The sequence below is a fragment of the Stenotrophomonas sp. GD04024 genome, from assembly GCF_029837545.1.
GTDB lineage: Bacteria > Pseudomonadota > Gammaproteobacteria > Xanthomonadales > Xanthomonadaceae > Stenotrophomonas > Stenotrophomonas forensis.
The window spans coordinates 1-22,885 of record NZ_JAOEDV010000009.1 but is presented as its reverse complement, the minus strand read 5'-3'; the positions used below and the strand labels follow the sequence as shown (position 1 = coordinate 22,885).

The following is a 22,885-nucleotide window of genomic DNA, read 5'->3' as shown; positions in this document are numbered from 1 at the left end:
ACGCATCAACCGGGAAGGGAAGCGCATTATCCGCCGGCCGCGATCGGCGCGGCGGATTCCATCCATCAACGTTCTGACAGCTCAGTGGCTGCTTCGGCCGGACGCGGCTCGCGCAGTTCCGGTTCCGCCGCCGGCTGTGCTGCCGGTGCCGGGCGTGCAGCGGATGCCGATGCGGCCGCCTGTGCCTGCTCGCTGGCATCGTCGGCTTCTTCTGCGGCATCGTCGGCGGTGGCTGCGGCCTGCGCCGCCATGGCCGTAGCGAACGCCGCCTGCGCGCTGGCGAACAGGTTCGAGACCGAGCCCACCATCTGCAGCCACCGCGCACCGTTGACCTTCCCCGGCACTTCCAGCTTGCCGGCGATGAAGCCGCCGGCCAGGCCGACCACCACGATGCGCAGCGGCGACCAGCCCTGGCGCCAGACCTGGCTGAGCGTGGACCAGTGGTCCTGGGTCTCGACAAGTCGCACCGTCACCACCTGTTCGCAGCGTTTCACCCGCCGCTGCAGCGCACCGAACTTCATGGCTTGCCCTCCGGCAGCTGCACATCGGCATCCGGGTCATCTTCGCTGGGCTCGTCGAACAGGCCCAGGCGTGACAGCTGGCGTCGGGTGGCGTGCATGCCGGTGTGGTGGAAGAAGTAGGACACCCGCCAGATCGCATAGCCGGTCACGGCCAGGCTCAGCAGCGAGGTGATCAGCAGGGCCTGCAGCCAGCTCAGGCCCCAGCTCTGCAGCAGGGCGATGAGGGTGGCCGCCATCAGCAGCCAGGCCGACGCACCGAACACGATCGCCACGCCGGCCCAGGCCAGCGCGCGGCCGAACGCACTCCGCGCCAGTGCGAAGTCGGCCGAAGCCAACCGGCGCAGCGAGCGCAGCGAGTGCTTGGCCGAATCGGCGGCGGCACGGCCGGCCGCACCGACCTGGCGGATGCTCTCATCCAGCGGCGGGGTGGCCGCCGGATCAGGCGCTTGCGCGTTGTCTTCGCTCACGCTGCGGCTTACTTGTCGCTGCTGCCGCGGGCCAGCTTGGCGATGATCCAGCCGGCGGCGAAGGCGACGCCGAACGAGGCCAGCGGACGTTCGCGGATCAGCTCAGCGGCGCTGTCGATCAGATCCTTGCCCTTGTCCATCAGTGCATCGACCTGTTCCTTGGCGGCGGCACCACCGAACTCGGCGGCGGCCAGGCCGGACAGCGCGCTGTCGGACAGTTCGGCCTTGACGTTGGCCTTGCCGATGCGCAGTTCATCGGTCGCAGCACCGGTTGCGCCCTTGATCGCACCGCCGGCGGCCGTGGCGGCCTGCTTCAGGTGGGAACCGGCTTCACCCAGGTGTTCCTTCAGGTTCTCGGTATTGGTGGGGCTCATCGAATCACTCCTGTTGCGATGGGGGAACGGGTGTCGGCGGTGCCGACCTGGACTGACAGCAATAGCATTGCCGGGGTATAGGGGGTGTTACGGCGGGGCGATCAGCGCATCACGAGCTGGCCCTGCTGCTGGCCGTTGTTGCGCAGCACGCGCAGCACCAGTGTCGGCGGGCGCTGCTGGAAGTTGGCGCGCCAGCTGGCCAGGTCGGCGAATTCACCCACCGTGGCGTCGGTGATGATGTCGCCCTGCTGCAGGCCGTTGCTGGCCGCGCGACTGCCGCGCTTGACCTCGCTGACCAGCACGCCGCCAACGCCCGACTGGCGCAGCGATTCGGGCAGGTCGACGAAGGTGGCGCCGCCCAGGCGCGGGTCCAGGCTGTCGCCGGTCACTGCACGTGCCTGCTCCTTCAGCGTCGCCTTGATCTGCAACGGCTTGCCTTCGCGGCGCACGTCCAGCGTCAGCGGGCTGCCGACCGCGGCCAGGCCTTCCACGTTGTGCAGCGCCTCGGCGCTGTCCACGCGCTGGCCATTGGCCGACACCACCACGTCGCCTGGCTTCAGGCCTGCGGTCGCGGCGGCCGAACCGGCCAGCACGCGGGTGATCAGCGCGCCGCGGCTTTCGCCCAGGCCCAGGCCCTGCGCGATCTGCGCGGTCAGGTTCTGGCTCTCCACGCCCAGCGTGCCGCGCACCACCACGCCATGCTTGACCAGCTGGTCGACCACGCTGCGCGCCAGGTTGGAGGGAATCGCCAGGCCCAGGCCGATGTTGCCGGCCATGCTGCCCTGCGGATTGAAGCTGGCGGTATTGATGCCGACCAGCTGGCCCTGCAGGTCGACCAGCGCGCCACCGGAATTGCCCGGATTGATCGACGCATCGGTCTGGATGAAGTTCTGGTAGCCCAGGCCGCGGATGCCGCTGCGGCCCACGGCCGAGACGATGCCGGAGGTGACCGTCTGGCTGAAGCCGAACGGATTGCCGATGGCCACCACGAAGTCGCCCACCCGCAGCTGGTCGCTGTTGCCGAGCTTGATGTCGGTCAGGTTCTGCGCCGGGATGCGGATCAGCGCGATGTCGGTATCGCGGTCCGAACCGAGGAATTCGGCCTTGACCGTGCGCCCGTCGGCCAGCGTCACCTGCACGTCATCGGCATTGTCGATGACATGGTGGTTGGTCAGCACCAGGCCTTCCTTGGCGTCGATGATCACGCCCGAGCCCAGCGATTCATTGATGCGTTCCTGCGGGATGTCGGGGAACAGGCGGCGGAAGAACGGGTCGTTGAAGAAGGGGTTGCGCACGCGCACCACCTGCTTGGTGTTGACGCTGACCACCGCCGGCATCGCCTTCTCCAGCATCGGCGCCAGCGAGGGCACCGCCTGTCCGGCGACCGAGGCCGGCAATGCTGCGGTGGTCGGCAACACCGTCGGCAGCGGTGCGGCATCGGCGCGGTTGTCCAGGTGTGCATTGAGGCCGGTGGCAACGAAGCCACCAAAGGCAGCGGCGATTGCGAGCGTGAGCAGGGTGGGGAGCGGTCGCATGGGCGTCGGTTCGCAGGCGTGGGTGGGGGCGGTTCGGCCCTACGGTAAAACAAGCTCAATGAGTGTGTCGCGATCTGGATAAATGCGCCATGAAAACCGCGTGCCCGGCCGGCGTGTCCATGGGGCGGCGACGCGGCCAAAGCGACCGTCATGGCCGCGATGCGTGCACTGCCGAAGGTGGCCGACCGCGATGTGGACACAGACGGATACCTGCGCAGTTCCGCGCAACCGGGTGCCGCAATGCGCCACAACCTGCGCGGATCAGCGCATCGGTGCCGGCCACTGCGGTGCTGCCCATCCTGCGTGTGGCGTGTGTGGCGCAGTCCTTAAAAAAAGGGGTTTGCTGCAAAGCAGTCGTGCTGGCGACCGTGCCTGGCTACACCATTGCCGTCGCAGCAGATGCGATTGGTGGCGCATGCCCCGTTCCACGATCGTCAATGTCGGTATAGCATCGCCCCGTTTTGATACTAAAGGCCCGCAGGAGGGCAACATGAGCAACGGTAATGGTGTGTCGGTCGTGACCGACGCCGTCGAGAACGTCAAAGAAACCGCCACCAATGTTGGCGAGACCATCGCCCACGCCGCCGAAGACGCCGTGAAGTCGGTCAAGAAGACCGTCAAGCGCGCCACCAAGGCTGCCGGTACCCGCGTTGCCAAGGCCAAGAAGGCCGTGGCCAAGGTCGAGAAGACCGTTGCCAAGAAGGCCGAGAAGGCTGCCAAGTCGGTCGGCAAGACCGTTGCCAAGGCCAAGCAGAAGCTGGAAGCGGCCAAGAAGAACGCCAAGGCCGAAGCCGCTGCCCTGAAGAAGGAAGTGGCCAAGAAGAAGGCTGCTGCGGGCAAGGCTGTGACCAAGAAGGCCGCTGCCGCCAAGAAGACCACCAAGGCCGCCACCAAGGCTGCCGGCAAGAAGGTCGCCACCGTGAAGAAGGCCGCCACCAAGAAGGCTGCCGTGGCCAAGAAGACCGTTGCCAAGAAGGCCGCGGCCGCCAAGAAGGTGGTCGGCAAGAAGGCCGCCACCGCCAAGAAGGCTGTGGCCAAGAAGACCGTCGCCGCCAAGAAGGTCGCCGGCAAGAAGGCCGTGGCTGCGAAGAAGGTTGTCGGCAAGAAGGTTGCCGCCACCAAGAAGGTCGCCACCAAGAAGACCGCTGCGGCCAAGAAGGCCGTCGGCAAGAAGACCGCTGCGGCCAAGAAGGTCGTCGGCAAGAAGACCGCCGTCGCCAAGAAGGCGGTTGGCAAGAAGGTTGCCGCCACCCGCAAGACGGTCGCCAAGAAGGCTGCACCGCTGAAGAAGGTCGCCGCCAAGAAGGCTCCGGCCAAGAAGGCCGTGCGCAAGGTCGCCAAGCGCAAGTAATCGCGCCGTGATCGAAGGCCCTGCCACCCTCCGGGTGGTGGGGCCTTTCGCGTTTCTGGGACATGGCCTGGGGCAAGATGCAGGCTCTTCCCGCCGGAGTGCCGAGCATGCGCGGTATCGACTTCAGTTCCTGGCAGGGCGTGCTGTCCACCCTGGCCGGCCTGGTCCTGATCACCCTGCTCGGCGTGGGCATCCGCCTGCTGGTGATGCAGACCCTGCAGCAGCGTCGCGAGCGCGAGAACCGGCAGATCAATGAGCGGCTGCGCACGCTGATGGCCGCCTACAAGACCCTGGGCGGTTCGTTCACCGGCGAACTGGGGGTGGACCCCAGCCATCGCCGCGACCTGCGCCAGCGCGAAGATGCCGAAGGCATCGCCGAACCGCGTTCGGACCGCGCCCGCCGCATCCGCGATGCGGTCGAGGCGGCACTGTCGGACATCCTGCTGCTGGGCACCGACGAACAGGTGCGGCTGGCCGCGCGCGCCGCCAACGAACTGGCACAGGGTCGGCCGGTGCACACCCACGACCTGGTGGTCTCGCTGCGTGACTTCGTGCGCGAAGCGCTGGACCTGGCGCCGATCCCGGCCGGCCTGCAGATTCCGCCGCAGGGGCCGACCCGGCCCGGCGCCAGCGGCAAGGGCCGCAATGACGGCGATGCCAAGGGCGGTCGTTCCGGTGGAGGCGGCGGTGGCGGTGGCGGTGGAATGGGGGCCGGCATGGGCATGGGTGCCGGCGCCGCACTGGGCGCCGGCCATGCCGCTGCCAGCGATGACACGGACGCGCGCTGAGCGCGCCCGCACGCATCAGGGCGTCAGTTCGTAGATCGGCACGAAGCCGCCGTAGATCATCCGCGCGCCGTCGAACGGCATCGGATTCTTCGCCGGATCCAGCCGCGGATCTTCCATCATCTTCTGCATGCCGGCGTCGCGGGTCGCCTTGTCCGGCCATTCGATCCAGGAAAACACCACTGTCTCATCCGGCGTGGCTTTCACCGCGCCGAAGAAGTCGGTGGTCTTGCCGCGTGGTACGTCGTCACCCCAGCACTCGACCACGCGCAGCGCGCCGTATTCGATGAAAACGGGATCACCCGCGCGCGCGTGGGCGAGGAACTTCTCCTTGTTGGCGGTGGGCACCGCCAGGACGAAACCATCGATGTAGCTCATTGCCTGCCTCCGGATGGACCGTGCCGCATGCACGGCCTTCAAGTACCCGACGAACCAGGGCGGCGTGGATCGACACCCTGGCGATGGCTGTTCAGCCCGGGCCACCGGGCAGTGGCGCCAGTGCTGTATCCGGCGGTTGCCGGCCGGCCAGGTGGCGCACGAAGTAGTCCCACATGCGGTGCGTGTAGGTAGCGTCGTTGCGGAACAACTCATGGTCCTGGCGGGCCAGGTACAGCAGGTCATACTCGCGCTGGGCCTTGTTCAGGGCGGCGGCCAGCTGCAGGGTCAGCGCAGGTGGCGCGTTCTCGTCCAGTTCGCCATAGACCAGCAGCAGATGCCCGCGCAGGTTGCCGGCCAGCGCGGCATTGTCGAGTCCGGCAAACGGCGCCGGCACGCCATCGGCCATGGCCGTAGCCGGCAGCACGCCGCCGAACAGCCGGTCCATGCCGTGCAGGGCGCCACCATACATGCCCTGGAAATTGTGGCTGCCGGCCGAGGCCACGCCCACCTTGTAGAACGCCGGGTAGCGCAGCAGGGCGCGCGCCGCGCTGTAGCCACCGAACGAATGCCCATAGATGCCGACCCGCTGCAGGTCGATGCCCGGGTAGCGTTCGCCCAGCTGGCGCAGCGCCGCCACATGGTCATCCAGCTGCACATCGGCGGCGCGCAGGAAGCTGGCGTCATGGAATGCCTTGTCGCGGCCGCCGGTACCGCGCGCATCGATGCTGACCACCACGAAGCCAAGCTCGGCCAGGCTGGCGCGTGACACCGGATTCAATGCGGACACCGCTTCGGCGTAGGTCACCGGCGCATTGCTGATGAAGGCGCCGCCGTACATCGCGTCGATCACCGGGAAGCTGCCATCATCGCGATAGTCACGGGGCAGGTAGACGGTGGCGAAGACCGGCGTGCGCCCGTCGGCGGCGAGCAGCCGTTCGCGCCGTGGTGGTCGCCAGCCTGCCGCAACGATCGCGCTGTCATCGGCTGTTTCCAGCACCATCACTTCACGGCCGTCATCGCTGGCCCGCAGCACGGTGCGTGGTGGCTGGTCGAGACGGGAAACGGTATCCACCAGATAGCCAGCGCCAGGCGACAGCGCCTGCGGCGCGCGTCCGCCGAACAGCGCGCCGGTTCCGGCATCGGCCAGGTGGTCGTTGCCATCGGCGGCCAGGCGCTGGATCGGCCCGCCCTGCAGCGATACCCGGTACAGGCCGCGCACGTAAGGGTCGCCACCGTCCACGCCGCCGGCACTGAAGTAGGCCCAACCGCCTGCGCCGTCCACGCCCAGCAGGTCGCGTACCACCCAGGGGCCACGGGTCAGCTGGCGCAGCACCTTGCCGTCGGACAGGCGCACCCGGTACAGATGGCCCCGGCCGTCGCGCTGCGAGAACCACACGGCGGTGTCCTGCCCGGGCAGGATCGCCACGGCCGGTCGGTTGTACGAGTACACGTTGAGCTGCAGGCGGGTGTCGCTGGCTTCCTCCAGTACGGTGCGCACTGCACCGCTGCCGGCTTCGATCTCCACCAGGCGCAGGCGCCGTGGCGTCCCGAAGTGCGCGATCACCGCGTACAACCGGCCGCCCTCCCAGCCCAGCACGCCGGCTTCGCTGAGCGTGTTCCAGGCCTCGGGCAGCGCGATGTCGTGCTGTTGACCGCTGCGGGTATCCACCACGTACAGGCTGTCGCGCACCTGCTGGGCATCACCCAGCACGCCCAGTTTCACCGCATGCACGCGTGGGCGCGCGCTGTCGGCGGGCGTGCTTTCCAGATAGGGATAGTCCAGCAGGGCACGCTCGTCATAGCGGATGCCGGCCACGTAGCGGCCATCCGGTGACCAGGCGACCGCGAACGGTCGCATCGGCATCCGGCCCTGCCGGCGCGGAATGCCACGCAGGGCGAAGTCCGGCAGCACGCCATAACCATGGCCGGGTTCACCGCCGGCTGTCAGCGCGCGTGCCACGGTTCCTGGCGAGTGCAGCCATAGATCGTGGCCGCGCACCTGCAGCCACGCATCGCCAACGGGTGAAGGCAGTGCGTCGGCCGGCGGCAACGGATCCTGCGCGCGCGCGCATTGCCAGCGTGGCCACTGGCAATCGATCGGCACCTCACCGTTGAAACGCAGGCGCAGGCCAGCGTCGACCACCTGCACGCTGGCCAGGCGCAGGCGTGGCCCGCTGGCAGCGAAGGGGGCCACCGCCGTGTCCAGCGCGGTGGGCTCGAACAGGATCTGGCGACGGGCCGTTGCCGGATCGACCAGCACGGCCTGGCGCCGGCCCTGTGCGTCTTCGCGCTCGTACCAGAAGCGCCCGTCGGGCAGCCAGTTCGGCAGCACCGACGCATTGCGCAGTGCACCGCGCAGATGACTGTCGTGCACGCGTTCGGCGCGTTGGTAGTCGCTGGCCTGCAGTGCATGTGCAGGCGTGGAAGAAAACAGCGCAGCGCTGGCCAGGACGGTCGCGCGGATCATCTTCTGAAGCGGGTCGGGCAGGTGCAAGGCAACCTCCTGTTGCAATCGTCGATGGATCACAAATGCACGCGCGGCGCGCGCGTATGCCAGAGAGAGCCTGAATCAAGGCAAAAAATTCAGCAATGCGAAGACCGCTGTTTTCAGGGAGCGTTGTGGCGAATAACGGAGAATTTACATTCCCGATGCGATGGCGCCCTGGCGCTGCTGCACACCATAAGAAAGTAAAGGTGTACCCCCATGAAGAATTCGCTGATTGCTCTGGCCCTGGCCGCTGCCCTGCCGTTCACCGCTTCGGCCGCTGAGAACCTGTCCTACAACTACGCCGAAGCCAACTACGCCAAGACCGACAACGATGCGTTCAAGTCCGACGGTTGGGGCGTGAAGGGTTCCTACGGCTTCCTGCCGAACTTCCATGCCTTCGGTGAGTACAGCCGCCAGGAATTCGACCACACCAACGTCAAGCTGGACCAGTGGAAGATCGGTGCCGGCTACAACGTTGAAATCGCTCCGTCGACCGACTTCGTTGCCCGCGTTGCCTACCAGAAGCTCGACCAGAAGCACGGTCTGGACTTCAACGGCTACAGCGCTGAAGCCGGTGTCCGCACTGCCTTCGGCGCCCACGCCGAAGTCTACGGCCTGGTCGGCTACGAAGATTACGCCAAGAAGCACGGCGTCAATCCGGATGGCCAGTGGTACGGCCGCCTGGGTGGTCAGGTCAAGCTGAACCAGAACTGGGGCCTGAACGGCGAGCTGAAGATGAACCGTCACGGCGACAAGGAATACACCGTCGGCCCGCGCTTCAGCTGGTAATACCTGCCCCGGCGCGATCGCGCGCTGGAAAAGCTCCGACAGGCCCGGCTTCTGCCGGGCCTGTTGCGTTTGCGAAGGCGCAAAACCGAATGCCATCTGACTGATGGGTCAGGCAGGCCTGGCATTGCAAGGAATTGGATTCCGCCGCTGCGGTCTCCGTTCTACCGTGGCTGTCCCATGTTGCTGGACATGCCCCCCCCCATGCCGCCCGCACTTCCACCCCTGCTTCCCGACCGGCCCCAACGCCTGGCATTGCTGGACCCGCATCCGGTATTGCGATTGGGCGTGGAAGTGCTGTTGCGACAGCAGAGTGGCGTGCAGGTCCGGGTGAGCCTGTCCAGCGAGGCGCATCTGCTGCAGCTGCTGGAGCGCAGCCCGACCTGTGTGGACCTGCTGCTGATCGACGCGCTGCCGATGGGCGATCTGGGCGATGGATTGGCCCTGCTGCGCCGCTTGTCGCAACGCTGGCCGGCGCTGCCGGTGCTGGTGTTGTCGGCACACTGCAACGCCAGCACGGTGACCACCAGCATGCGTGCCGGCGCGCGTGGCTTCCTGTCCAAGTCGACCGCGCCGGATGTGTTGCTGCACGCGATCGACGTGGTGGCCCGCGGAGGATGCTTCGTGCCACCGGAGCTGCGTGCGGAACTGAACGCATCACGCGCGCGCAGCACCCCGGCGCCGGTGCTGGCGCCGTTGAGCCGACGCGAGCGCGAAGTGCTTGGCCTGGTGCTGAAAGGGGTCAGCACCAGTGAAATGGCCCTGCGATCGGGGCGTTCGGCCAGCACGATCAGCTCGCAGAAGACCTCGGCCTACCGCAAGCTCGGCATCCGCGGCGACGGCGACCTGTTCCGCTTCCGCCACCTGCTCGATTGCGGATGAAGGGGCTTATTCGCCCTGGTACTGCTTCTCTTCCACCAGCGCCGAGCCGGCCACGCGGTTGATTTCGTTCTTCACCTGCACGCGTTCGCCGTTGGTGCCATAGACTCCGCGCGCCAGCTGGATGAACGCATCGTCGAACACCTGGGCCGCTTCCTTGTCGCGCAGCTGGTCCTGGATGTCCCACATGCGCTCGTTGATCACCTTCAGCTGCTGCTTCAGCGCGGCCAGCGCCGGCTGTGCCTGCAGCAGCTGCTGCAGCAGCGGCAGAAGGCCGTCCAGCTCGGTGCGCACATTGGCCAGCTTGGCGGCATCGCCGATGCGCTCGGCCTTGATCTCGAGAATGGTGATCTTGTCGATCAGCTCGCCGATCGATACCGGGGTCAGGATGGCGTCCACGTGGTTGGTTCCTGGAAACAGGCCAGCATGATAACGCGCCCATGTCGATGCGCCGCCCCTCCACGGGATTTACGCCGAATTTGCGCTGCGGGCCGGGCAACGCCCTCGATCCGTTACGGCCCGGCCCTCGACACTGCCGTCCCGGCGGCAGGACCGCCTTCGACGAGGAAAACAGTGCAGTGAACAGCAAGGGGACGATGGCGGCCATTGTGGCCGCCCTGGCAGGGCTGCTCGCAATCGGCAGTGCGCAGGCCCAGGTACAGGTCAGTGGCAGCGCGGCGTTGACCAGCGACTACGTGTGGCGTGGCAGCTCGCAGAGCGACGGTGACCCGGCGGTGCAGGCCGGTGCGAAAGCAGCCATCGCATCGGGCTGGTACGCCAGCGTGTGGGGCTCGAACGTTTCGTTCAGGCCGGACAACGGCGCGCGCAGCGAGTTCGACCTGGTGGCGGGCTGGTCCGGCACGCTCGCGCCGGATTGGGCGCTGGATGCCAACCTGACCCGCTATGTGTACCCGGGCACCGGTCGCGCGCTGGACTGGACCGAACTCAACACCACGCTAACCTGGAAGCAGCGCGCCTGGCTGCAGCTCGCACACTCCAACGACGCGCTGGCCGGCGGCCATCGCGGCACCTATGCCCAGCTGGGCGTACGGGTGCCGCTGCACGAGCGGGTCCGCCTGGAAGCGGCGGTGGGCCAGTACTGGCTGGCCACCGCGCAGGGGCCGGATTACCTGCATGGCCAGCTCAGTGCGGTTGCCACGCTGGCGCCGGCATGGGAACTGCGCGCCACCGTGCACGACACCGACAGTGCGGCCAAGCGCCTGTTCCCGGGCAATGCCGGTGGACGCTGGGAGCTGGCGCTGCAGGGCAGCTTCTAGTTCGACGCCGCAGCCTGGCGCGCGCGCAGCGCGCCGGGCAGCCACAGCAGCAGGGCCAGCACCGCCACCGCGGCACCAGCCACACAGACACCGGTCCAGCCGAAGCGCTGGTAGACCTGCGCCGACAGCAGCGAGCCCAGCGAACCGCCGATGAAGTAGCCGGTCATGTAGCCGGCATTGAGCCGGTTGCGTGCGGCAGGCTGCAATGCATAGATCAGGTTCTGGTTGCTGACGTGCAGCAGCTGCGCGGCCAGGTCCAGCACCACCACGCCGACCAGCAGCGCCAGCAGCGAATGTGCAGACAGCCCCAGCGGCAGCCATGACAGCAGCAACAGCACCAGTGCGATGGCGGTGGCGCGGCCGGTCTGCCCGCGGTCGGACATGCGCCCGGCCAGGCCAGCGGCCAGCGTGCCGGCGGCACCGACCAGTCCGAACAGGCCGATGGTGGCATCGCTGTATTCATACGGCGGTTGTGCCAGCAGGAAGGCGAGCGGGGTCCAGAAGATCGCGAACATGGCGAAGCTGCAGGCACCGAGCAGGGTGCGCTGGCGCAGCACTGGCTCCTGTACGAACAGCACGCCGATCGAGCGCAGCAGCGCGAAGTAGCCCAGGCCGGCGCTGTGATGGAAACGCGGCAGCCCGCGCTGCAGCGCCAGCGCGGTCAGCACCAGCGTGCCGGCGGCGATCGCATACACCAGGCGCCAGTCGCCCAGGCTGGAAAGCAGGCCGGCCACGGTGCGTGCCAGCAGGATGCCCAGCAGCAGGCCACTCATCAGCGTGCCGACCACCCTGCCCCGATGCTCCGGCGCGGCCAGCGTGGCGGCGAACGGCACCAGCACCTGCGCCACCACCGAGAACAGGCCGGTGATCGCGGTGCCCACCAGCAGCCAGGTCAGCGACGGTGCGCAGGCGCTGATCACCAGGCCGCCCGCCGACAGCAGGCTCATCACCACGATCAGGCGGCGGCGTTCGAACAGGTCTCCCAGCGGCACCAGCAGGATCAGCCCGGCGGCATAACTCAGCTGCGCAGCGGTGACCACCATGCCGACCTGGCCGAACGGCACGCCGAAGGCATCGGCGATGGTGTGCAGCAGTGGCTGCGCGTAGTAGTTGCTGGCCACCGCGACACCGGTGGCGACCGACATCAGCAGCACCTGCCAGCGATGCAGTGGGGGGAGAGTGGGGCTCACGCGATGTTCCAGAAAGCGGGGGTGCACAGTGTCCGCCTGCTGCAGTCATGATGGAAATGAATCATAATCATCCCTGTCATCTGGAATTGAGATGGTTGCGTGAATCTCAAGCAGCTCGAATTCGCCGTGGCCCTGGCCGAGGAGGGCAACTTCACCCGTGCCGCCGAGCGCTGCCACGTGGTGCAGTCCGCGCTCAGCCACCAGATTGCCTACCTGGAGCAGGAACTGGGCACGCCGCTGTTCGAGCGCCTGCCGCGTCAGGTGCGCCCGACCGCCGCGGGTGAGGCGCTGCTGGTGCACGCGCGCCAGGTGCTGGCCAGCCTGCGCCACCTGCGCGCCGACGTCGCCGCCGTCAGTGGTGAAGTCCGCGGGCTGCTGGCGATCGGTCAGATTTCGTCGCTCACCGACATCGACGTGGTGGCGATGCTGGCCGCCTTCCAGCAGGCGCACCCGCAGGTGGAGTTCCAGCTGCGGGTAGAGAAAAGTGAAGTGCTGATCGCGCAGGTACAGTCACGCGCGCTGGACGTGGCACTGGTCGGGTTGGCGCCGTCGGCGGCCCTGGACGGCGTCTGCCACCGCATGCTGCAGGAGGAGGATCTGGTGGCGGTGCTGGCGCCGTCGCACCGGTTGGCCAGGCGCAAGCGGCTGCCCCTGGCCGAACTGCAGGATGAGGCACTGGTCGACTTCCCGCGCGGTACCGGCGCGCGCCGGCAGACCGATGATGCGTTCGCTGCTGCGGGACTGCCGCACACGGTGCGCTTCGAGGTCAACCTGATGGAACTGGTCGAGCGTTTCGTCCGCCACGGGTTGGCGGTCGGCATCGTGCCGGCGTTGATCGCCGACGGTTTCGAGGGCGTGGTGCAGATTCCGCTGCAACCGACCCCGACCCGCCGCGTGCATCTGGTCTGGCAGCGGGTGCCGACGCCGGCGGCGCGCGCGTTCGTCGAGGCCGTGCTCAGCCGCGCAGGCGCAGGCTCAGGCCCTTGAGGAAATTGCGCAGCATCTGGTCCAGGCAGCGCCGGTAGTTGGCATGGCCGGGCTGGCGGAACAGTGCGCCGACTTCCGACTTGGATGCCTTGAAACCGGCGCTGGCGAAGATCTCCATCAGGTCCACGTCACGCAGCTGGAAGGCCACCCGCAGCTTCTTCAGCACCAGGTTGTTGTCGATGCGGGTTTCCACCGCACGCTGCGGCTGGCTCTCGTCGCGGCCGCGCAGGTGCACGATCAGGCCATCGAGGAAGTGCGCCAGCGCGCTGTCGCTCATTGCTTCGAAGCCGGCTTCGTCCTCGCGGCGCAACCAGGCCTTGACCTGCTCGGTATCCACGGCGAACGCCGGATCGGCCATCTGGCACAGGGTCACCACGTGGTGGTCGCCCAGGTCCAGGGAGTAGCGCACGCTGCGCAGGACATCGTTGTTGATCATGGCGCAATTGTACCGGTCACCCCGACAGGTGGGGCCGGATCTGGCCGATCCGGCAACGCAAGCCCCGGCCGACGGTGCCAGAATGGGGGCCTGGTTCCCCACGGAGTTGCCTGCATGACCCGCACCGTCCTGATTACCGGCGCCACCTCCGGCTTCGGCGCCGCCGCCGTCCACCGCTTCGCGCAGGCTGGCTGGAAGGTGATCGCCACCGGCCGTCGCAGCGAGCGCCTGCAGCCGCTGGTCGAGCGCTATGGCAAGGACGTGGTGCATGCCGCCGCCTTCGACATCCGCGATCCGGTGGCGATGGAAGCGGCCCTGCTGGCGTTGCCGCCCGCGTTCGGCGAGATCGATCTGCTGGTCAACAACGCCGGCCTGGCGCAGGGCACCGCGCCGGCGCAGGGCGCCAAGCTGTCGGACTGGACCACGATGATCGACACCAACATCACCGCACTGGTGACCCTGACCCATCGCCTGCTGCCGCAGCTGGTGGAGCGCAAGGGCGCGATCATCAACATCTCGTCGGTGGCCGGCGTCTATCCGTATCCCGGTGGCAATGCCTACGGCGGTACCAAGGCCTTCGTCAGCCAGTTCTCGCTGGGCCTGCGCTCGGACCTGCACGGCACCGGCGTGCGGGTGACCACGATCGAACCGGGCATGGCCGAAACCGAGTTCACCGTGGTGCGTACCCATGGCGACCAGAACGCGTCGGACAAGCTGTACAGCGGCGCGAACCCGATGACCGCCGAGGACATCGCCGAACAGATCTTCTGGGTGGCCACGCTGCCGCCGCACCTGAACATCAATCGCCTGGAACTGATGCCGGTCAGCCAGTCGTTCGCCGGTTTCCAGGTCGCCCGCGAAGGCTGAAGCCCTTGTAGAGTCGAGCTTGCTCGACTGCTCTTCTGTTGTTGAACGACAGAAGAGCACGGCTCGACACTGCAGGAACAAAAAAGCCGGGCAATGCCCGGCTTTTTCCGTTCAGGCCCGAAGGTTCATTGTGCCTTGATCGCCATCGCCTGCAGACCGGTGCCATCCAGCTTCTGCTTGGCCTCGGACAGCTCGCCGGCGCTGCCATACGGCCCCATGCGCACGCGGTACACGGTCTTGCCGTTGATCTGCGCCGACTCCACGCGTGCGGCCAGGCCCATCATCGCCAGCTTGGCCTTGGTCGCTTCGGCATCGCCGGAAGCACCGAACGCGCCGGCCTGCAGGATGTAGCGGGCGTTGTCCACGGCGGCCGGTGCGGCAGCGGCCGGGGTGCTGGCTGCTGCCGGTGCGGTTTCCGCGCGCGCGGCCGGCGTGGCAGCGGCGGTGCTGGTCGATGCCGGCGGCGTGCTGGCCGGCGGCGTTGCGGCGGCCGGACGCTCGCTCAGCGGAGCCGGCAGCGGACGGTTGGTGGCGGTCACCTGCGCGGTGCTGGCGACGCTGGCGGTCGTTGCCGGTGCAGCTGCAGTGGCCGCAGCCGGCGGTACCGGCTTGCCTTCCAGTGCGGCCTGCGCGCGCTGCGCCTCGGCCTTGGCCCGGCGCTGGTCTTCGGCGCGCGCGCTGGCGGCCAGTTCGGCGTCGGACATTTCAACTTCCTTGCCCGGCAGCAGGGTGTAGAAGTCGTACTGGGTGGCGGCCGGCTTTTCCGCTTCGGCCGGCTTCGGCGTGGCCGGCTGCGCGGCCGGCTGGGTACCGACATCGCTGTCGGCATCGGCGACCGGGGCCGGCTGCGCGTTCGGGTTCGGCTGTGGGCCGGCGCGAAGGAAACCATCGCCTTCGCCCTTGAACAGGTTCGGCGCCGCCAGGAACACCACCGCAGCAATGGCCACACCGGCGACCAGCCACACCCATCCGGGTGTGCCCTGGCTGCCGCTGTTGCGTCGTGCCTGGCTTTTGCCGCGTCGTGCTGCCATGAGTACTGCGTCTCCTGATGCTTACATTTTTTCCGGGGCGCTGACGCCCAGGAGGTCGAGGCCGTTGGCCAGCACCTGGCGCGCCGCGCAGGCCAGGGTCAGCTTGGCATTGCGATCAGCGGCGTCATCCACCAGTACCGGCGTCCCGTGATACCACGTGTGGAACGCATGCGCCAATTCACGCAGGTACTGCGCCACCAGATGCGGTTCCAGCGCCACGCCGGCCGCTTCCACCACTTCCGGATACCGCGAGATCTCGTTCATCAGCAGCAGCGAGGCGTCGTCGGCCAGGCGGCCGAGATTGGCCAGGCCGTTGCCCTGCTCGTACACCAGGCCCTTCTCCTGCGCCTGGCGCAGCAGGCTGCAGACGCGGGCATGCGCGTACTGCACGTAGAACACCGGGTTGTCGTTGCTCTGCTGGCGGGCCAGGTCGATGTCGAAGGTCAGCTGCGAATCGGGCTTGCGCGCAATCAGGAACCAGCGGGTCGCGTCGCGGCCGGCTTCTTCGATCAGGTCGCGCAGGGTGAAGTAGCTGCCGGCACGCTTGGACAGCTTCACTTCCTCGCCGCCGCGCATCACGGTGACCATCTGGTGCAGCACGTACTCCGGCCAGCCCTGCGGGATGCCCACTTCCATCGCCTGCAGGCCGGCGCGCACGCGCGCCAGCGAGCCGTGGTGGTCGGCGCCCAGTTCGGTGATCGCACGCTCGTAGCCGCGCTGCCACTTGGACAGGTGGTAGGCCACGTCCGGCACGAAGTAGGTGAAGGTGCCGTCGGACTTGCGCATCACGCGGTCCTTGTCGTCACCGAAGTCGGTGCTGCGCAGCCACAGCGCGCCGCCTTCCTCATAGGTGTGGCCGGAGGCCTGCAGCTTGGCCACCGCTTCGGCTACCTTGCCGTCGGCATACAGCGAGCTTTCCAGGAAGTAGATGTCGAAGTCGACGCCGAACGCGGCCAGGTCCAGGTTCTGCTCGTTGCGCAGGTAGGCCACGGCAAAGCGGCGGATCGCCTGCATGTCATCCGGGTCCTTGGCGCCGACCACGGTGCTGCCTTCCAGATCGACGCTGGCGCCGGCCATGTAGGCGCGGGCCACGTCGGCGATGTATTCACCGCGATAGCCGCCTTCCGGCCAGCCGTCCTGGTCTGGTGCGATGCCCTTGATCCGGGCCTGGGTGGACAGCGCCAGGTTCTCGATCTGCACGCCGGCATCGTTGTAGTAGAACTCGCGCTTGGCGTTCCAGCCATTGGCATCGAGCACGCGGGCCACGCAGTCGCCGATCGCCGCGGCGCGGCCGTGGCCGACGTGCAGCGGGCCGGTCGGGTTGGCCGACACGTATTCCACGCCTACCGTGCGGCCATTGCCGGACAGGTTGCGGCCGTAGTCATGGCCTTCCTTGATCACCGACGCGGCTTCGCGCTGGTACGCGGCCGGGGCCAGGTGGAAGTTGATGAAGCCAGGGCCGGCGATCTCGACCTTGCTCACGTCCTCGCTGCGCGGCAGCGCCTCGACCAGCGCCTGTGCCAGTGCGCGCGGATTGCTGCGCGCGGCCTTGGCCAGCAGCATGGCGGCGTTGGTGGCGAAGTCGCCGTGGTCGCGGGTCTTCGGGCGCTCGACCACGAAGTCCGGCGGCAGGGAGTCGGCGGGCAGGGTGCCATTGGCGCGCAAGGCTTCGATGCCTTGGCTGATCAGGGCGCGGAGGAGATTTTTCACGAGGCCTGCTGTGAGAATGAGCGGCGGAATCGCCCATTTTAGCGCAGATACCAGTGACCACGCTGACCAGGACATGCCTACGGGGCCGGCCGGTGGCGCCGGGCGGGCGTGCGCTCAGCCGAACAGGCGGGGCTGGGGCGGGGACAGCAGGCCTCGTTCAGCAAACGAAACGGGGCGGCCCTCGCCCACCACGAAGTGGTCCAGCAGGCGCACGTCCACCAGCGCCAGCGCCTGCTGCAGTTCATCGGTGATGCGGGTGTCGGCCCCGGAGGGCTCAGGATCGCCCGAGGGATGGTTGTGGCTCAGGATCACCGCCGCCGCGTTGTGCAGCAGGGCACGCCGCACCACTTCACGCGGGTAGACCGGGGCGGCGTTGATGGTGCCGTGGAACAGTTCCTCGCAGGCGATCAGGCGGTGGCGATTGTCCAGGAACAGGGCCATGAAGATCTCGCGGGCCTGGCCGCGCAGGCGGTGCTGCAGGTAGCGGCCGACCGCGGCGGGGTTGTTGCCGACCGCCTCGCCGTGCTCCAGCTCGGCGGCAAGGTAGCGGTGGGCCAGCTCCAGCCCGGCTGCCAGCGTGCAGCTGCGCGCCGGGCCAAGCCCGGGCAGGCGGGCCAACTCGCGGGCGGGGCGGGCGAGCAGCGTCCGCAACGGACCCTGCGCCTGCAGCAGGTCACGCGCGGTCTGCACGGCATCGCGGCCACCGAATCCGGAGCCGAGGAACAGTGCCAGCAGTTCGGCATCGGAAAGTGCCGCAGGCCCGCGGGCGATCAGCTTCTCGCGGGGACGTTCCTGTTCGGGCCAGTCGTGGATGGGCATGCGCGCATCATCGCGGGCCCAGCCGCCGGCTCCCATCAGGACACGCCGCGGCCCCGGGTCGGTCGATGCCTCACTCGCGCCGGGTCTTCAGGTAATCGAACAGCTCCTGGTTGTTCTGCAGGCCCAGCTTGCGCTTGGCTTCGGCCTTCTGCCGGCTGATCGTCTTCGGGCTGCGCCCGCAGCGCTCGGCGACGGCGTTCACGTTGAGGCCGGCCGCGAGCAGATCCAGCACTTCCTGCTCGCGTGCCGACAGCGGCGCCGGCTCGCGTGGGAACAGCAGGTCACGGGCCTGCAGGTGGTGGCGCAGCTGCTGGGAGACGAACACCTGCCCGGCCAGTGCCGCGTTCAGCGCCTGCGGCAGTTCGGTGAAATCGGCGCATTTGTCGACCAGGCCGCTGATGCCTTCGCGCAGCAGGCCGTCGAGCAGCCCGGGATGGCGTGCGCCGGTCAGCACCACCACCGGCAGGCCGGGATGGCGAGCGCGCAGCGCATCGATCAGTTCCGGACCATCCGGGCCGTCCCCCGGCATCGACAGGTCGGTCAGCACCACGTCGCAGTCGTGGCGGGCCAGCAGCTGCAGCAGCCCGGCGCCGTCGCAGGCACTGCCGACGACCTGCATCAGGTGGGCCTGCAGCACGATGCGGATGCCGTGCAGGACCACGGGATGGTCGTCGGCGATGATGATGCGCGGATGCACGCGGCTCCTCGGAGATCGAACAGACCCCTGCGCGCAGCGGCCAACGCCTGATTCTGCAAAAGGGCAGGGCCACAGAGGTATAGGAAAGGTCCGAAAGCGTTGCCGGTGAACCCCGGGTCGATGCGGGAGGACTCCATCTGCTCATAGCTGTGCGCTATGTGCGCCATGCACCGGGACATTACCGGCCATCGGGTAAGCTAATGCCCTCGTTTGCACAGGAATTCCAGGTGGCTGACTCCCCCAACGCTTCCCCCGCGCCGGCCCGCGCGCTGGAAGGTCAGAAACTGCTGTTGTGCGTGGGAGGCGGGATCGCAGCCTACAAGGCCCTGGAACTGGTGCGGCGCCTGCGCGACGCGGGGGCCCAGGTGCAGGTGGCAATGACCGCCGGTGCCCAGCAGTTCGTCACGCCGCTCAGCTTCCAGGCGCTGTCCGGGCAGCCGACCCGCACCACGCTGTGGGACAGCGCCGCCGAACAGGCCATGGGCCACATCGAACTGGCCCGCTGGGCCGACCGCATCGTGGTCGCGCCCGGTACCGCCGATCTGCTGGCACGGCTGGCCCAGGGCCACGCCGATGACCTGGTCAGCACCCTGTGCCTGGCCAGCACCGCGCCGCTGACGATCTGCCCGGCCATGAATCACCGCATGTGGCTGCATCCGGCGACCCAGGCCAACATCGCCCTGCTGCGCCAGCGCGGTGCGCAGGTGATCGGCCCGGTCGACGGTCCACTGGCCGAAGGCGAATCCGGCCCCGGCCGGCTGGCCGAGCCGGGCGACATCGTCGCCGCGCTGGCCGCCAACGGCGGTGCAGCGACTCCTGTGGCGCCGCCGGAAACCCGTGCGCTGCAGGGCCTGCGCCTGCTGATCAGTGCCGGCCCCACCTATGAGGACATCGATCCGGTGCGCTACGTGGGCAACCGCAGCAGCGGCAAGATGGGCTTCGCCCTGGCCGCCGCAGCGGCGGCGATGGGTGCGCAGGTGGTGCTGGTCAGCGGCCCGGTGCAGCTGCCGACGCCGCCCGGCGTGCAGCGCGTCGACGTGCGTTCGGCTGCGCAGATGCGCGACGCCGTGCTGAGATCGCTGCCGGCCGACATCTATATCGGTGCCGCCGCGGTGTCCGATTACACGCCGCGCCAGGTGGCCGCGCAGAAGCTGAAGAAGACTGCCGACAGCCAGTCGCTGGTGATCGAGCTGGTGCGCACGCCGGACATCCTGGCCGAGGTCGCCGCGCAGACGCAGGCGCTGAAGCTGGTGGTCGGCTTCGCCGCCGAGACCCACGACGTGGAGAAATACGCGCGCGGCAAGCTGGTCGACAAGCGCCTGGACCTGGTGATCGCCAACCAGGTCGGCATCAGCGGCGGCGGCTTCGAGAGCGACAACAATGCCGCCACTGCCTTCTGGCAGGACGGTGAACAGGTATTCCCGGCCACCTCCAAGCGCGAGCTGGCCGAACAACTGCTGGCGCTGATCGCGCGGAGACTCCAGGCATGACCCAGGCTTTCACTTCCCAACCGCTGCAGGTCAAGCTGCTCGATCCGCGCTTCGGCGACAGCTGGCCGCTGCCGGCCTATGCCACCGAAGCCAGCGCCGGCATGGACCTGCGCGCGGCGCTGGATACCGCGCTGACCCTGCAGCCCGGCGATACCGCGCTGGTCCCCAGCGGCCTGGCCATCCACATCGCCGATCCGAACCTGTGCGCGGTGATCCTGCCGCGTTCGGGGCTGGGCCACCGCCACGGCATCGTGCTCGGCAACGGTACCGGCCTGATCGACGCCGACTACCAGGGGCCGCTGCTGATCAGCGTCTGGAACCGTGGCCGCGAGGCCTTCACCATCGAGCCGGGCGATCGCATCGCTCAGCTGGTGGTGGTGCCGATTGCCCGCGTCAGCCTGCAGGTGGTGGATACTTTCACCGACAGCGTGCGGGGAACGGGTGGATTCGGCCATACCGGGGTGCGTTGACAGGGGACATCGATGAGCGGCATCGGGGAAGGACAGCGGGGACGGTCGTTGGGACGCAGCGCGCCACTACTGGGGGTGCTGCTGGTCCTGCTGGCCGGCTGGTTCGGATGGAGCGCGGTGCAGCAATGGCGGCAGGAGGCCAACGGCCAGGCGCTGGAACACGCGCGTGACCAGGCCGTGCAAGGGCTGCAGGATGCCGCCGCTGGCCAGCTGAAGCAGCTGCAGCGGCAGTTGAAGAATGAACGCGTGCAGCAGGCCCTGCAGGCCGGCGATGCCGCCGCGGCAGCACTGGCCGTGCGCGAGAGCTGGACCGGCGTGGAGCAGGTGGACGTGCTGGCCGCGGATCTGGCCAACGCCTACGCCGACCCGGCCACCTTCGGCTATGCCCGATTGGCACTGCTGGAAGCCGCACTGGCCGACGGCAAGCCGCGCCTGCGCGTGGTCCGCGACGGCGGTGGCAACCGCCTTGGCCTGGCGGCACCGGTCGAGCTGGGCAACCTGGGCCCGGCCGTGCTCTATGTGCGCCAACCGTTGCTGCGCCTGACCTCGCCGCTGGACCAGGTGAGTGCGCCGTCCACCGGCTTCCTCGGCCTGCGCCAGGGCTCGCACGATCTGGTGACCCAGGGCAATGCTCATCTGGCTGAGAGCGCCGAGGCGCTGGCGCGGCCGGTGGCCGGCACTCCGCTGCGGCTGGTGGCTGCGGTGCCCAATGTCGAACCGGGTCCGCTGGGACTGGGGGCGCTGGCCAGTGCCATCGTTGCGCTGCTGCTGGCCTTCATCGCGGCGCTGCTGGTGGTCGGTCGTGGCCGCCTGCCGAAGGCACTGCCGCTGCCGCGCCGCGCCGCGGCGGCGGACGCCGATCATGGTCCGACGCTGAGCGAGAGCCTGCAGATGGCACCGCCGCCGGTGGCCACCGCCGCCGCCAGCGAGGAAGGCGCGCCCCCACCCCCGCCACCGGTACCGGCCGAGGAACTGGCGGCCGGTATCTTCCGCGCCTACGACATCCGTGGCGTGGTCGGCAGCGAGCTGACGCCGAAGACCGCGGCGCTGATCGGCCAGGCCATCGGCACCGCGGCACTGGAGCAGGGTCTGCGCGAGGTGGTGATCGGTCGCGACGGCCGCCTGTCCGGGCCGGAGCTGGCCGCCGGCCTGGCCGAAGGCCTGCGTCGTGCCGGCTGCGCGGTGATCGACATCGGCCTGGCACCGACCCCGCTGGTGTACTACGCCGCCTTCCATCTGCGTACCGGCACCTGCGTGGCGGTCACCGGCAGCCACAACCCGCCCGAGTACAACGGGTTCAAGGTGGTCATCGGCGGCGAGACGCTGTCCGGCGATGCCATCACCGATCTCTACCAGCGCATCATCGAGGGCCGCCTGGTGCAGGCCGCCGAACCTGGCGATTACCAGCAGCGCGATGTCAGCGCCGACTACATCCAGCGCATCGCCGATGACGTGCAGCTGGACCGCCCGTTGAAGGTGGTGGCCGACGCCGGCAACGGCGTCGCCGGCGCGCTCGCACCGCAGCTGCTGGAAGCGATCGGCGCCGAAGTGATTCCGCTGTACTGCGATGTCGACGGCAGCTTCCCCAACCATCATCCCGACCCCAGCGAACCGGCCAACCTGGAAGACCTGGTGCAGACGGTCAAGCGCTTCGGCGCCGATCTCGGCGTGGCGTTCGATGGCGATGGCGACCGGCTGGGCGTGGTCACCGGCGAAGGCAGGATCATCTATGCCGATCACCTGCTGATGCTTTTCGCGGCCGACGTGCTGATGCGCAACCCGGGCGCGATGGTGATCTACGACGTGAAGTGCACCGGCAAGCTGTCCGACCACGTGCTGCGCAACGGCGGCAGCCCGCTGATGTGGAAGACCGGGCATTCGCTGATGAAGGCGAAGATGCGCGAGACCGATGCCGAACTGGCCGGCGAGATGAGCGGGCATTTCTTCTTCAAGGAGCGCTGGTTCGGGTTCGACGATGGTCTGTACGCCGCCGCGCGCCTGCTGGAAATCCTGGCCCAGCGCGAGGAATCGCCGGACGAGGTGCTGGGTGAGCTGCCGCAGATGGTGGCCACGCCGGAACTGAAGGTGCCGGTGGCCGAGGGCACGCCGCACGCGCTGGTGGCGATGCTGGTGGCAGCGGCGCAATCGCCGGACAACCCCTATGTGGGCGGCCGACTGTCGACCATCGACGGCCTGCGCGTGGACTTCCCCGATGGCTGGGGTCTGGTGCGTGCCTCCAACACCACGCCGGTGCTGGTGCTGCGTTTCGAGGGCAACGACGAGGCCGCACTGGAACGCATCCAGGCGCTGTTCCGCAGCCAGCTGCAACCGGTGCTGGGCGATACCC

23 protein-coding genes are annotated in these 22,885 nt (G+C 68.4%); 10 read left to right on the top strand and 13 right to left on the bottom strand.

The genetic code is table 11. From position 1 onward, the window contains the following. Window positions 1–65: 65 nt before the first annotated feature. The 4 genes from N7590_RS04660 to N7590_RS04645 all read right to left on the bottom strand — a co-directional run bounded on the left by N7590_RS04660 (window position 66) and on the right by N7590_RS04645 (window position 2,897). The gene (locus tag N7590_RS04660) at window positions 66–521 is read right to left on the bottom strand and encodes a hypothetical protein (RefSeq protein WP_008267243.1); all 456 of its coding nucleotides are present in this window, start codon (window positions 519–521) and stop codon (window positions 66–68) included. After that, complete coding sequence (locus N7590_RS04655; protein ID WP_004153834.1) at window positions 518–988, bottom strand: phage holin family protein; 471 nt, start codon at window positions 986–988, stop codon at window positions 518–520. The genes N7590_RS04660 and N7590_RS04655 overlap by 4 nt, the downstream gene beginning before the upstream one ends. An 8-nt stretch (window positions 989–996) precedes the next feature. After that, window positions 997–1,362, bottom strand: a complete 366-nt coding sequence (locus N7590_RS04650; protein ID WP_004153835.1) for a hypothetical protein — start codon at window positions 1,360–1,362, stop codon at window positions 997–999. Window positions 1,363–1,463: 101 nt separating this feature from the next. After that, window positions 1,464–2,897, bottom strand: coding sequence for a Do family serine endopeptidase (locus tag N7590_RS04645; protein WP_004153836.1), 1,434 nt, complete (start codon window positions 2,895–2,897; stop codon window positions 1,464–1,466). 490 nt (window positions 2,898–3,387) lie between these two features. Here N7590_RS04645 and N7590_RS04640 point away from each other — a divergent pair, with 490 nt between their 5' ends. Together N7590_RS04640 and N7590_RS04635 are read left to right on the top strand one after the other, a co-directional pair. After that, window positions 3,388–4,248 (top strand): histone, encoded by an 861-nt coding sequence (locus tag N7590_RS04640; protein ID WP_164242829.1) that lies wholly within the window; start codon window positions 3,388–3,390, stop codon window positions 4,246–4,248. Window positions 4,249–4,355: 107 nt separating this feature from the next. After that, window positions 4,356–5,036: a hypothetical protein gene (locus N7590_RS04635; RefSeq protein WP_164242830.1), complete on the top strand. Its 681-nt coding sequence runs from the start codon at window positions 4,356–4,358 to the stop codon at window positions 5,034–5,036. Between the two features lie 15 nt (window positions 5,037–5,051). Here the strand turns inward: N7590_RS04635 and N7590_RS04630 are convergent, their stop codons facing one another. Together N7590_RS04630 and N7590_RS04625 are read right to left on the bottom strand one after the other, a co-directional pair. Next, a complete protein-coding gene (locus tag N7590_RS04630) occupies window positions 5,052–5,411 on the bottom strand; it encodes a DUF1428 domain-containing protein (RefSeq protein ID WP_049457348.1) in 360 nt (119 codons plus the stop codon). 91 nt (window positions 5,412–5,502) lie between these two features. After that, window positions 5,503–7,905 carry a prolyl oligopeptidase family serine peptidase gene (locus N7590_RS04625; protein WP_164242831.1) on the bottom strand — a complete coding sequence of 801 codons (2,403 nt, stop codon included), beginning with the start codon at window positions 7,903–7,905 and terminating at the stop codon, window positions 5,503–5,505. Window positions 7,906–8,115: 210 nt separating this feature from the next. Here N7590_RS04625 and N7590_RS04620 point away from each other — a divergent pair, with 210 nt between their 5' ends. Further along, window positions 8,116–8,688: an Ax21 family protein gene (locus N7590_RS04620; protein WP_004153841.1), complete on the top strand. Its 573-nt coding sequence runs from the start codon at window positions 8,116–8,118 to the stop codon at window positions 8,686–8,688. 201 nt (window positions 8,689–8,889) lie between these two features. Then, complete coding sequence (locus N7590_RS04615) at window positions 8,890–9,567, top strand: response regulator transcription factor (RefSeq protein ID WP_053509545.1); 678 nt, start codon at window positions 8,890–8,892, stop codon at window positions 9,565–9,567. 6 nt (window positions 9,568–9,573) lie between these two features. On the opposite strand, the gene N7590_RS04610 is transcribed toward N7590_RS04615, so the two are convergent. Next, the gene (locus N7590_RS04610) at window positions 9,574–9,963 is read right to left on the bottom strand and encodes a DUF6165 family protein (protein ID WP_053509547.1); all 390 of its coding nucleotides are present in this window, start codon (window positions 9,961–9,963) and stop codon (window positions 9,574–9,576) included. Between the two features lie 179 nt (window positions 9,964–10,142). Here N7590_RS04610 and N7590_RS04605 point away from each other — a divergent pair, with 179 nt between their 5' ends. Continuing rightward, window positions 10,143–10,841 (top strand): TorF family putative porin, encoded by a 699-nt coding sequence (locus tag N7590_RS04605; RefSeq protein ID WP_053509549.1) that lies wholly within the window; start codon window positions 10,143–10,145, stop codon window positions 10,839–10,841. Here N7590_RS04605 and N7590_RS04600 read toward each other — a convergent pair. Further along, complete coding sequence (locus N7590_RS04600) at window positions 10,838–11,986, bottom strand: MFS transporter (protein WP_337999991.1); 1,149 nt, start codon at window positions 11,984–11,986, stop codon at window positions 10,838–10,840. The two genes, N7590_RS04605 and N7590_RS04600, sit on opposite strands and share 4 nt — an antisense overlap. A gap of 144 nt (window positions 11,987–12,130) precedes the next feature. Here N7590_RS04600 and N7590_RS04595 point away from each other — a divergent pair, with 144 nt between their 5' ends. Then, the gene (locus N7590_RS04595) at window positions 12,131–13,018 is read left to right on the top strand and encodes a LysR family transcriptional regulator (RefSeq protein ID WP_164242822.1); all 888 of its coding nucleotides are present in this window, start codon (window positions 12,131–12,133) and stop codon (window positions 13,016–13,018) included. Here N7590_RS04595 and N7590_RS04590 read toward each other — a convergent pair. Then, a complete protein-coding gene (locus tag N7590_RS04590) occupies window positions 12,987–13,454 on the bottom strand; it encodes a DUF1456 family protein (protein WP_008265228.1) in 468 nt (155 codons plus the stop codon). The two genes, N7590_RS04595 and N7590_RS04590, sit on opposite strands and share 32 nt — an antisense overlap. Window positions 13,455–13,568: 114 nt before the next feature. On the opposite strand from N7590_RS04590, the gene N7590_RS04585 reads away from it, so the two are divergent. Beyond that, window positions 13,569–14,321 carry an SDR family NAD(P)-dependent oxidoreductase gene (locus tag N7590_RS04585; protein WP_008265780.1) on the top strand — a complete coding sequence of 251 codons (753 nt, stop codon included), beginning with the start codon at window positions 13,569–13,571 and terminating at the stop codon, window positions 14,319–14,321. A 125-nt stretch (window positions 14,322–14,446) separates the two neighbouring features. Here the strand turns inward: N7590_RS04585 and N7590_RS04580 are convergent, their stop codons facing one another. From N7590_RS04580 to N7590_RS04565, 4 genes are all read right to left on the bottom strand, one after another. Next, a complete protein-coding gene (locus N7590_RS04580; RefSeq protein ID WP_053509552.1) occupies window positions 14,447–15,352 on the bottom strand; it encodes an SPOR domain-containing protein in 906 nt (301 codons plus the stop codon). Window positions 15,353–15,373: 21 nt separating this feature from the next. Continuing rightward, entirely contained in the window at window positions 15,374–17,062 is a 1,689-nt protein-coding gene (gene argS, locus N7590_RS04575) for an arginine--tRNA ligase (RefSeq protein ID WP_053509554.1), read from the bottom strand. A 114-nt stretch (window positions 17,063–17,176) separates the two neighbouring features. Beyond that, entirely contained in the window at window positions 17,177–17,881 is a 705-nt protein-coding gene (radC, locus tag N7590_RS04570) for a DNA repair protein RadC (protein ID WP_080375962.1), read from the bottom strand. Between the two features lie 70 nt (window positions 17,882–17,951). After that, window positions 17,952–18,578, bottom strand: a complete 627-nt coding sequence (locus N7590_RS04565) for a response regulator transcription factor (protein WP_053448560.1) — start codon at window positions 18,576–18,578, stop codon at window positions 17,952–17,954. 200 nt (window positions 18,579–18,778) lie between these two features. On the opposite strand from N7590_RS04565, the gene coaBC reads away from it, so the two are divergent. From coaBC to N7590_RS04550, 3 genes are all read left to right on the top strand, one after another. After that, the gene (coaBC, locus tag N7590_RS04560) at window positions 18,779–20,068 is read left to right on the top strand and encodes a bifunctional phosphopantothenoylcysteine decarboxylase/phosphopantothenate--cysteine ligase CoaBC (protein WP_164242823.1); all 1,290 of its coding nucleotides are present in this window, start codon (window positions 18,779–18,781) and stop codon (window positions 20,066–20,068) included. Then, the gene (gene dut, locus N7590_RS04555) at window positions 20,065–20,538 is read left to right on the top strand and encodes a dUTP diphosphatase (protein WP_021204751.1); all 474 of its coding nucleotides are present in this window, start codon (window positions 20,065–20,067) and stop codon (window positions 20,536–20,538) included. The genes coaBC and dut overlap by 4 nt, the downstream gene beginning before the upstream one ends. A 12-nt stretch (window positions 20,539–20,550) precedes the next feature. Further along, a partial coding sequence (locus N7590_RS04550) for a phosphomannomutase/phosphoglucomutase (RefSeq protein WP_279935199.1) occupies window positions 20,551–22,885 on the top strand: 2,335 nt, incomplete at its 3' end.

Bases quoted from the DNA above. Each gene is read 5' to 3' on its own strand.
- N7590_RS04585 (WP_008265780.1), top strand. From the start codon at position 13,569: ATGACCCGCACCGTCCTGATTACCGGCGCCACCTCCGGCTTCGGCGCC.
- N7590_RS04650 (WP_004153835.1), bottom strand. From the start codon at position 1,362: ATGAGCCCCACCAATACCGAGAACCTGAAGGAACACCTGGGTGAAGCC.
- radC (WP_080375962.1), bottom strand. From the start codon at position 17,881: ATGCCCATCCACGACTGGCCCGAACAGGAACGTCCCCGCGAGAAGCTG.
- N7590_RS04600 (WP_337999991.1), bottom strand. From the start codon at position 11,986: ATGTCGGTCGCCACCGGTGTCGCGGTGGCCAGCAACTACTACGCGCAG.
- N7590_RS04635 (WP_164242830.1), top strand. From the start codon at position 4,356: ATGCGCGGTATCGACTTCAGTTCCTGGCAGGGCGTGCTGTCCACCCTG.
- N7590_RS04640 (WP_164242829.1), top strand. From the start codon at position 3,388: ATGAGCAACGGTAATGGTGTGTCGGTCGTGACCGACGCCGTCGAGAAC.
- N7590_RS04580 (WP_053509552.1), bottom strand. From the start codon at position 15,352: ATGGCAGCACGACGCGGCAAAAGCCAGGCACGACGCAACAGCGGCAGC.
- N7590_RS04645 (WP_004153836.1), bottom strand. From the start codon at position 2,897: ATGCGACCGCTCCCCACCCTGCTCACGCTCGCAATCGCCGCTGCCTTT.
- N7590_RS04590 (WP_008265228.1), bottom strand. From the start codon at position 13,454: ATGATCAACAACGATGTCCTGCGCAGCGTGCGCTACTCCCTGGACCTG.
- dut (WP_021204751.1), top strand. From the start codon at position 20,065: ATGACCCAGGCTTTCACTTCCCAACCGCTGCAGGTCAAGCTGCTCGAT.
- N7590_RS04615 (WP_053509545.1), top strand. From the start codon at position 8,890: ATGCCGCCCGCACTTCCACCCCTGCTTCCCGACCGGCCCCAACGCCTG.
- N7590_RS04660 (WP_008267243.1), bottom strand. From the start codon at position 521: ATGAAGTTCGGTGCGCTGCAGCGGCGGGTGAAACGCTGCGAACAGGTG.
- coaBC (WP_164242823.1), top strand. From the start codon at position 18,779: ATGCCCTCGTTTGCACAGGAATTCCAGGTGGCTGACTCCCCCAACGCT.
- N7590_RS04620 (WP_004153841.1), top strand. From the start codon at position 8,116: ATGAAGAATTCGCTGATTGCTCTGGCCCTGGCCGCTGCCCTGCCGTTC.
- N7590_RS04630 (WP_049457348.1), bottom strand. From the start codon at position 5,411: ATGAGCTACATCGATGGTTTCGTCCTGGCGGTGCCCACCGCCAACAAG.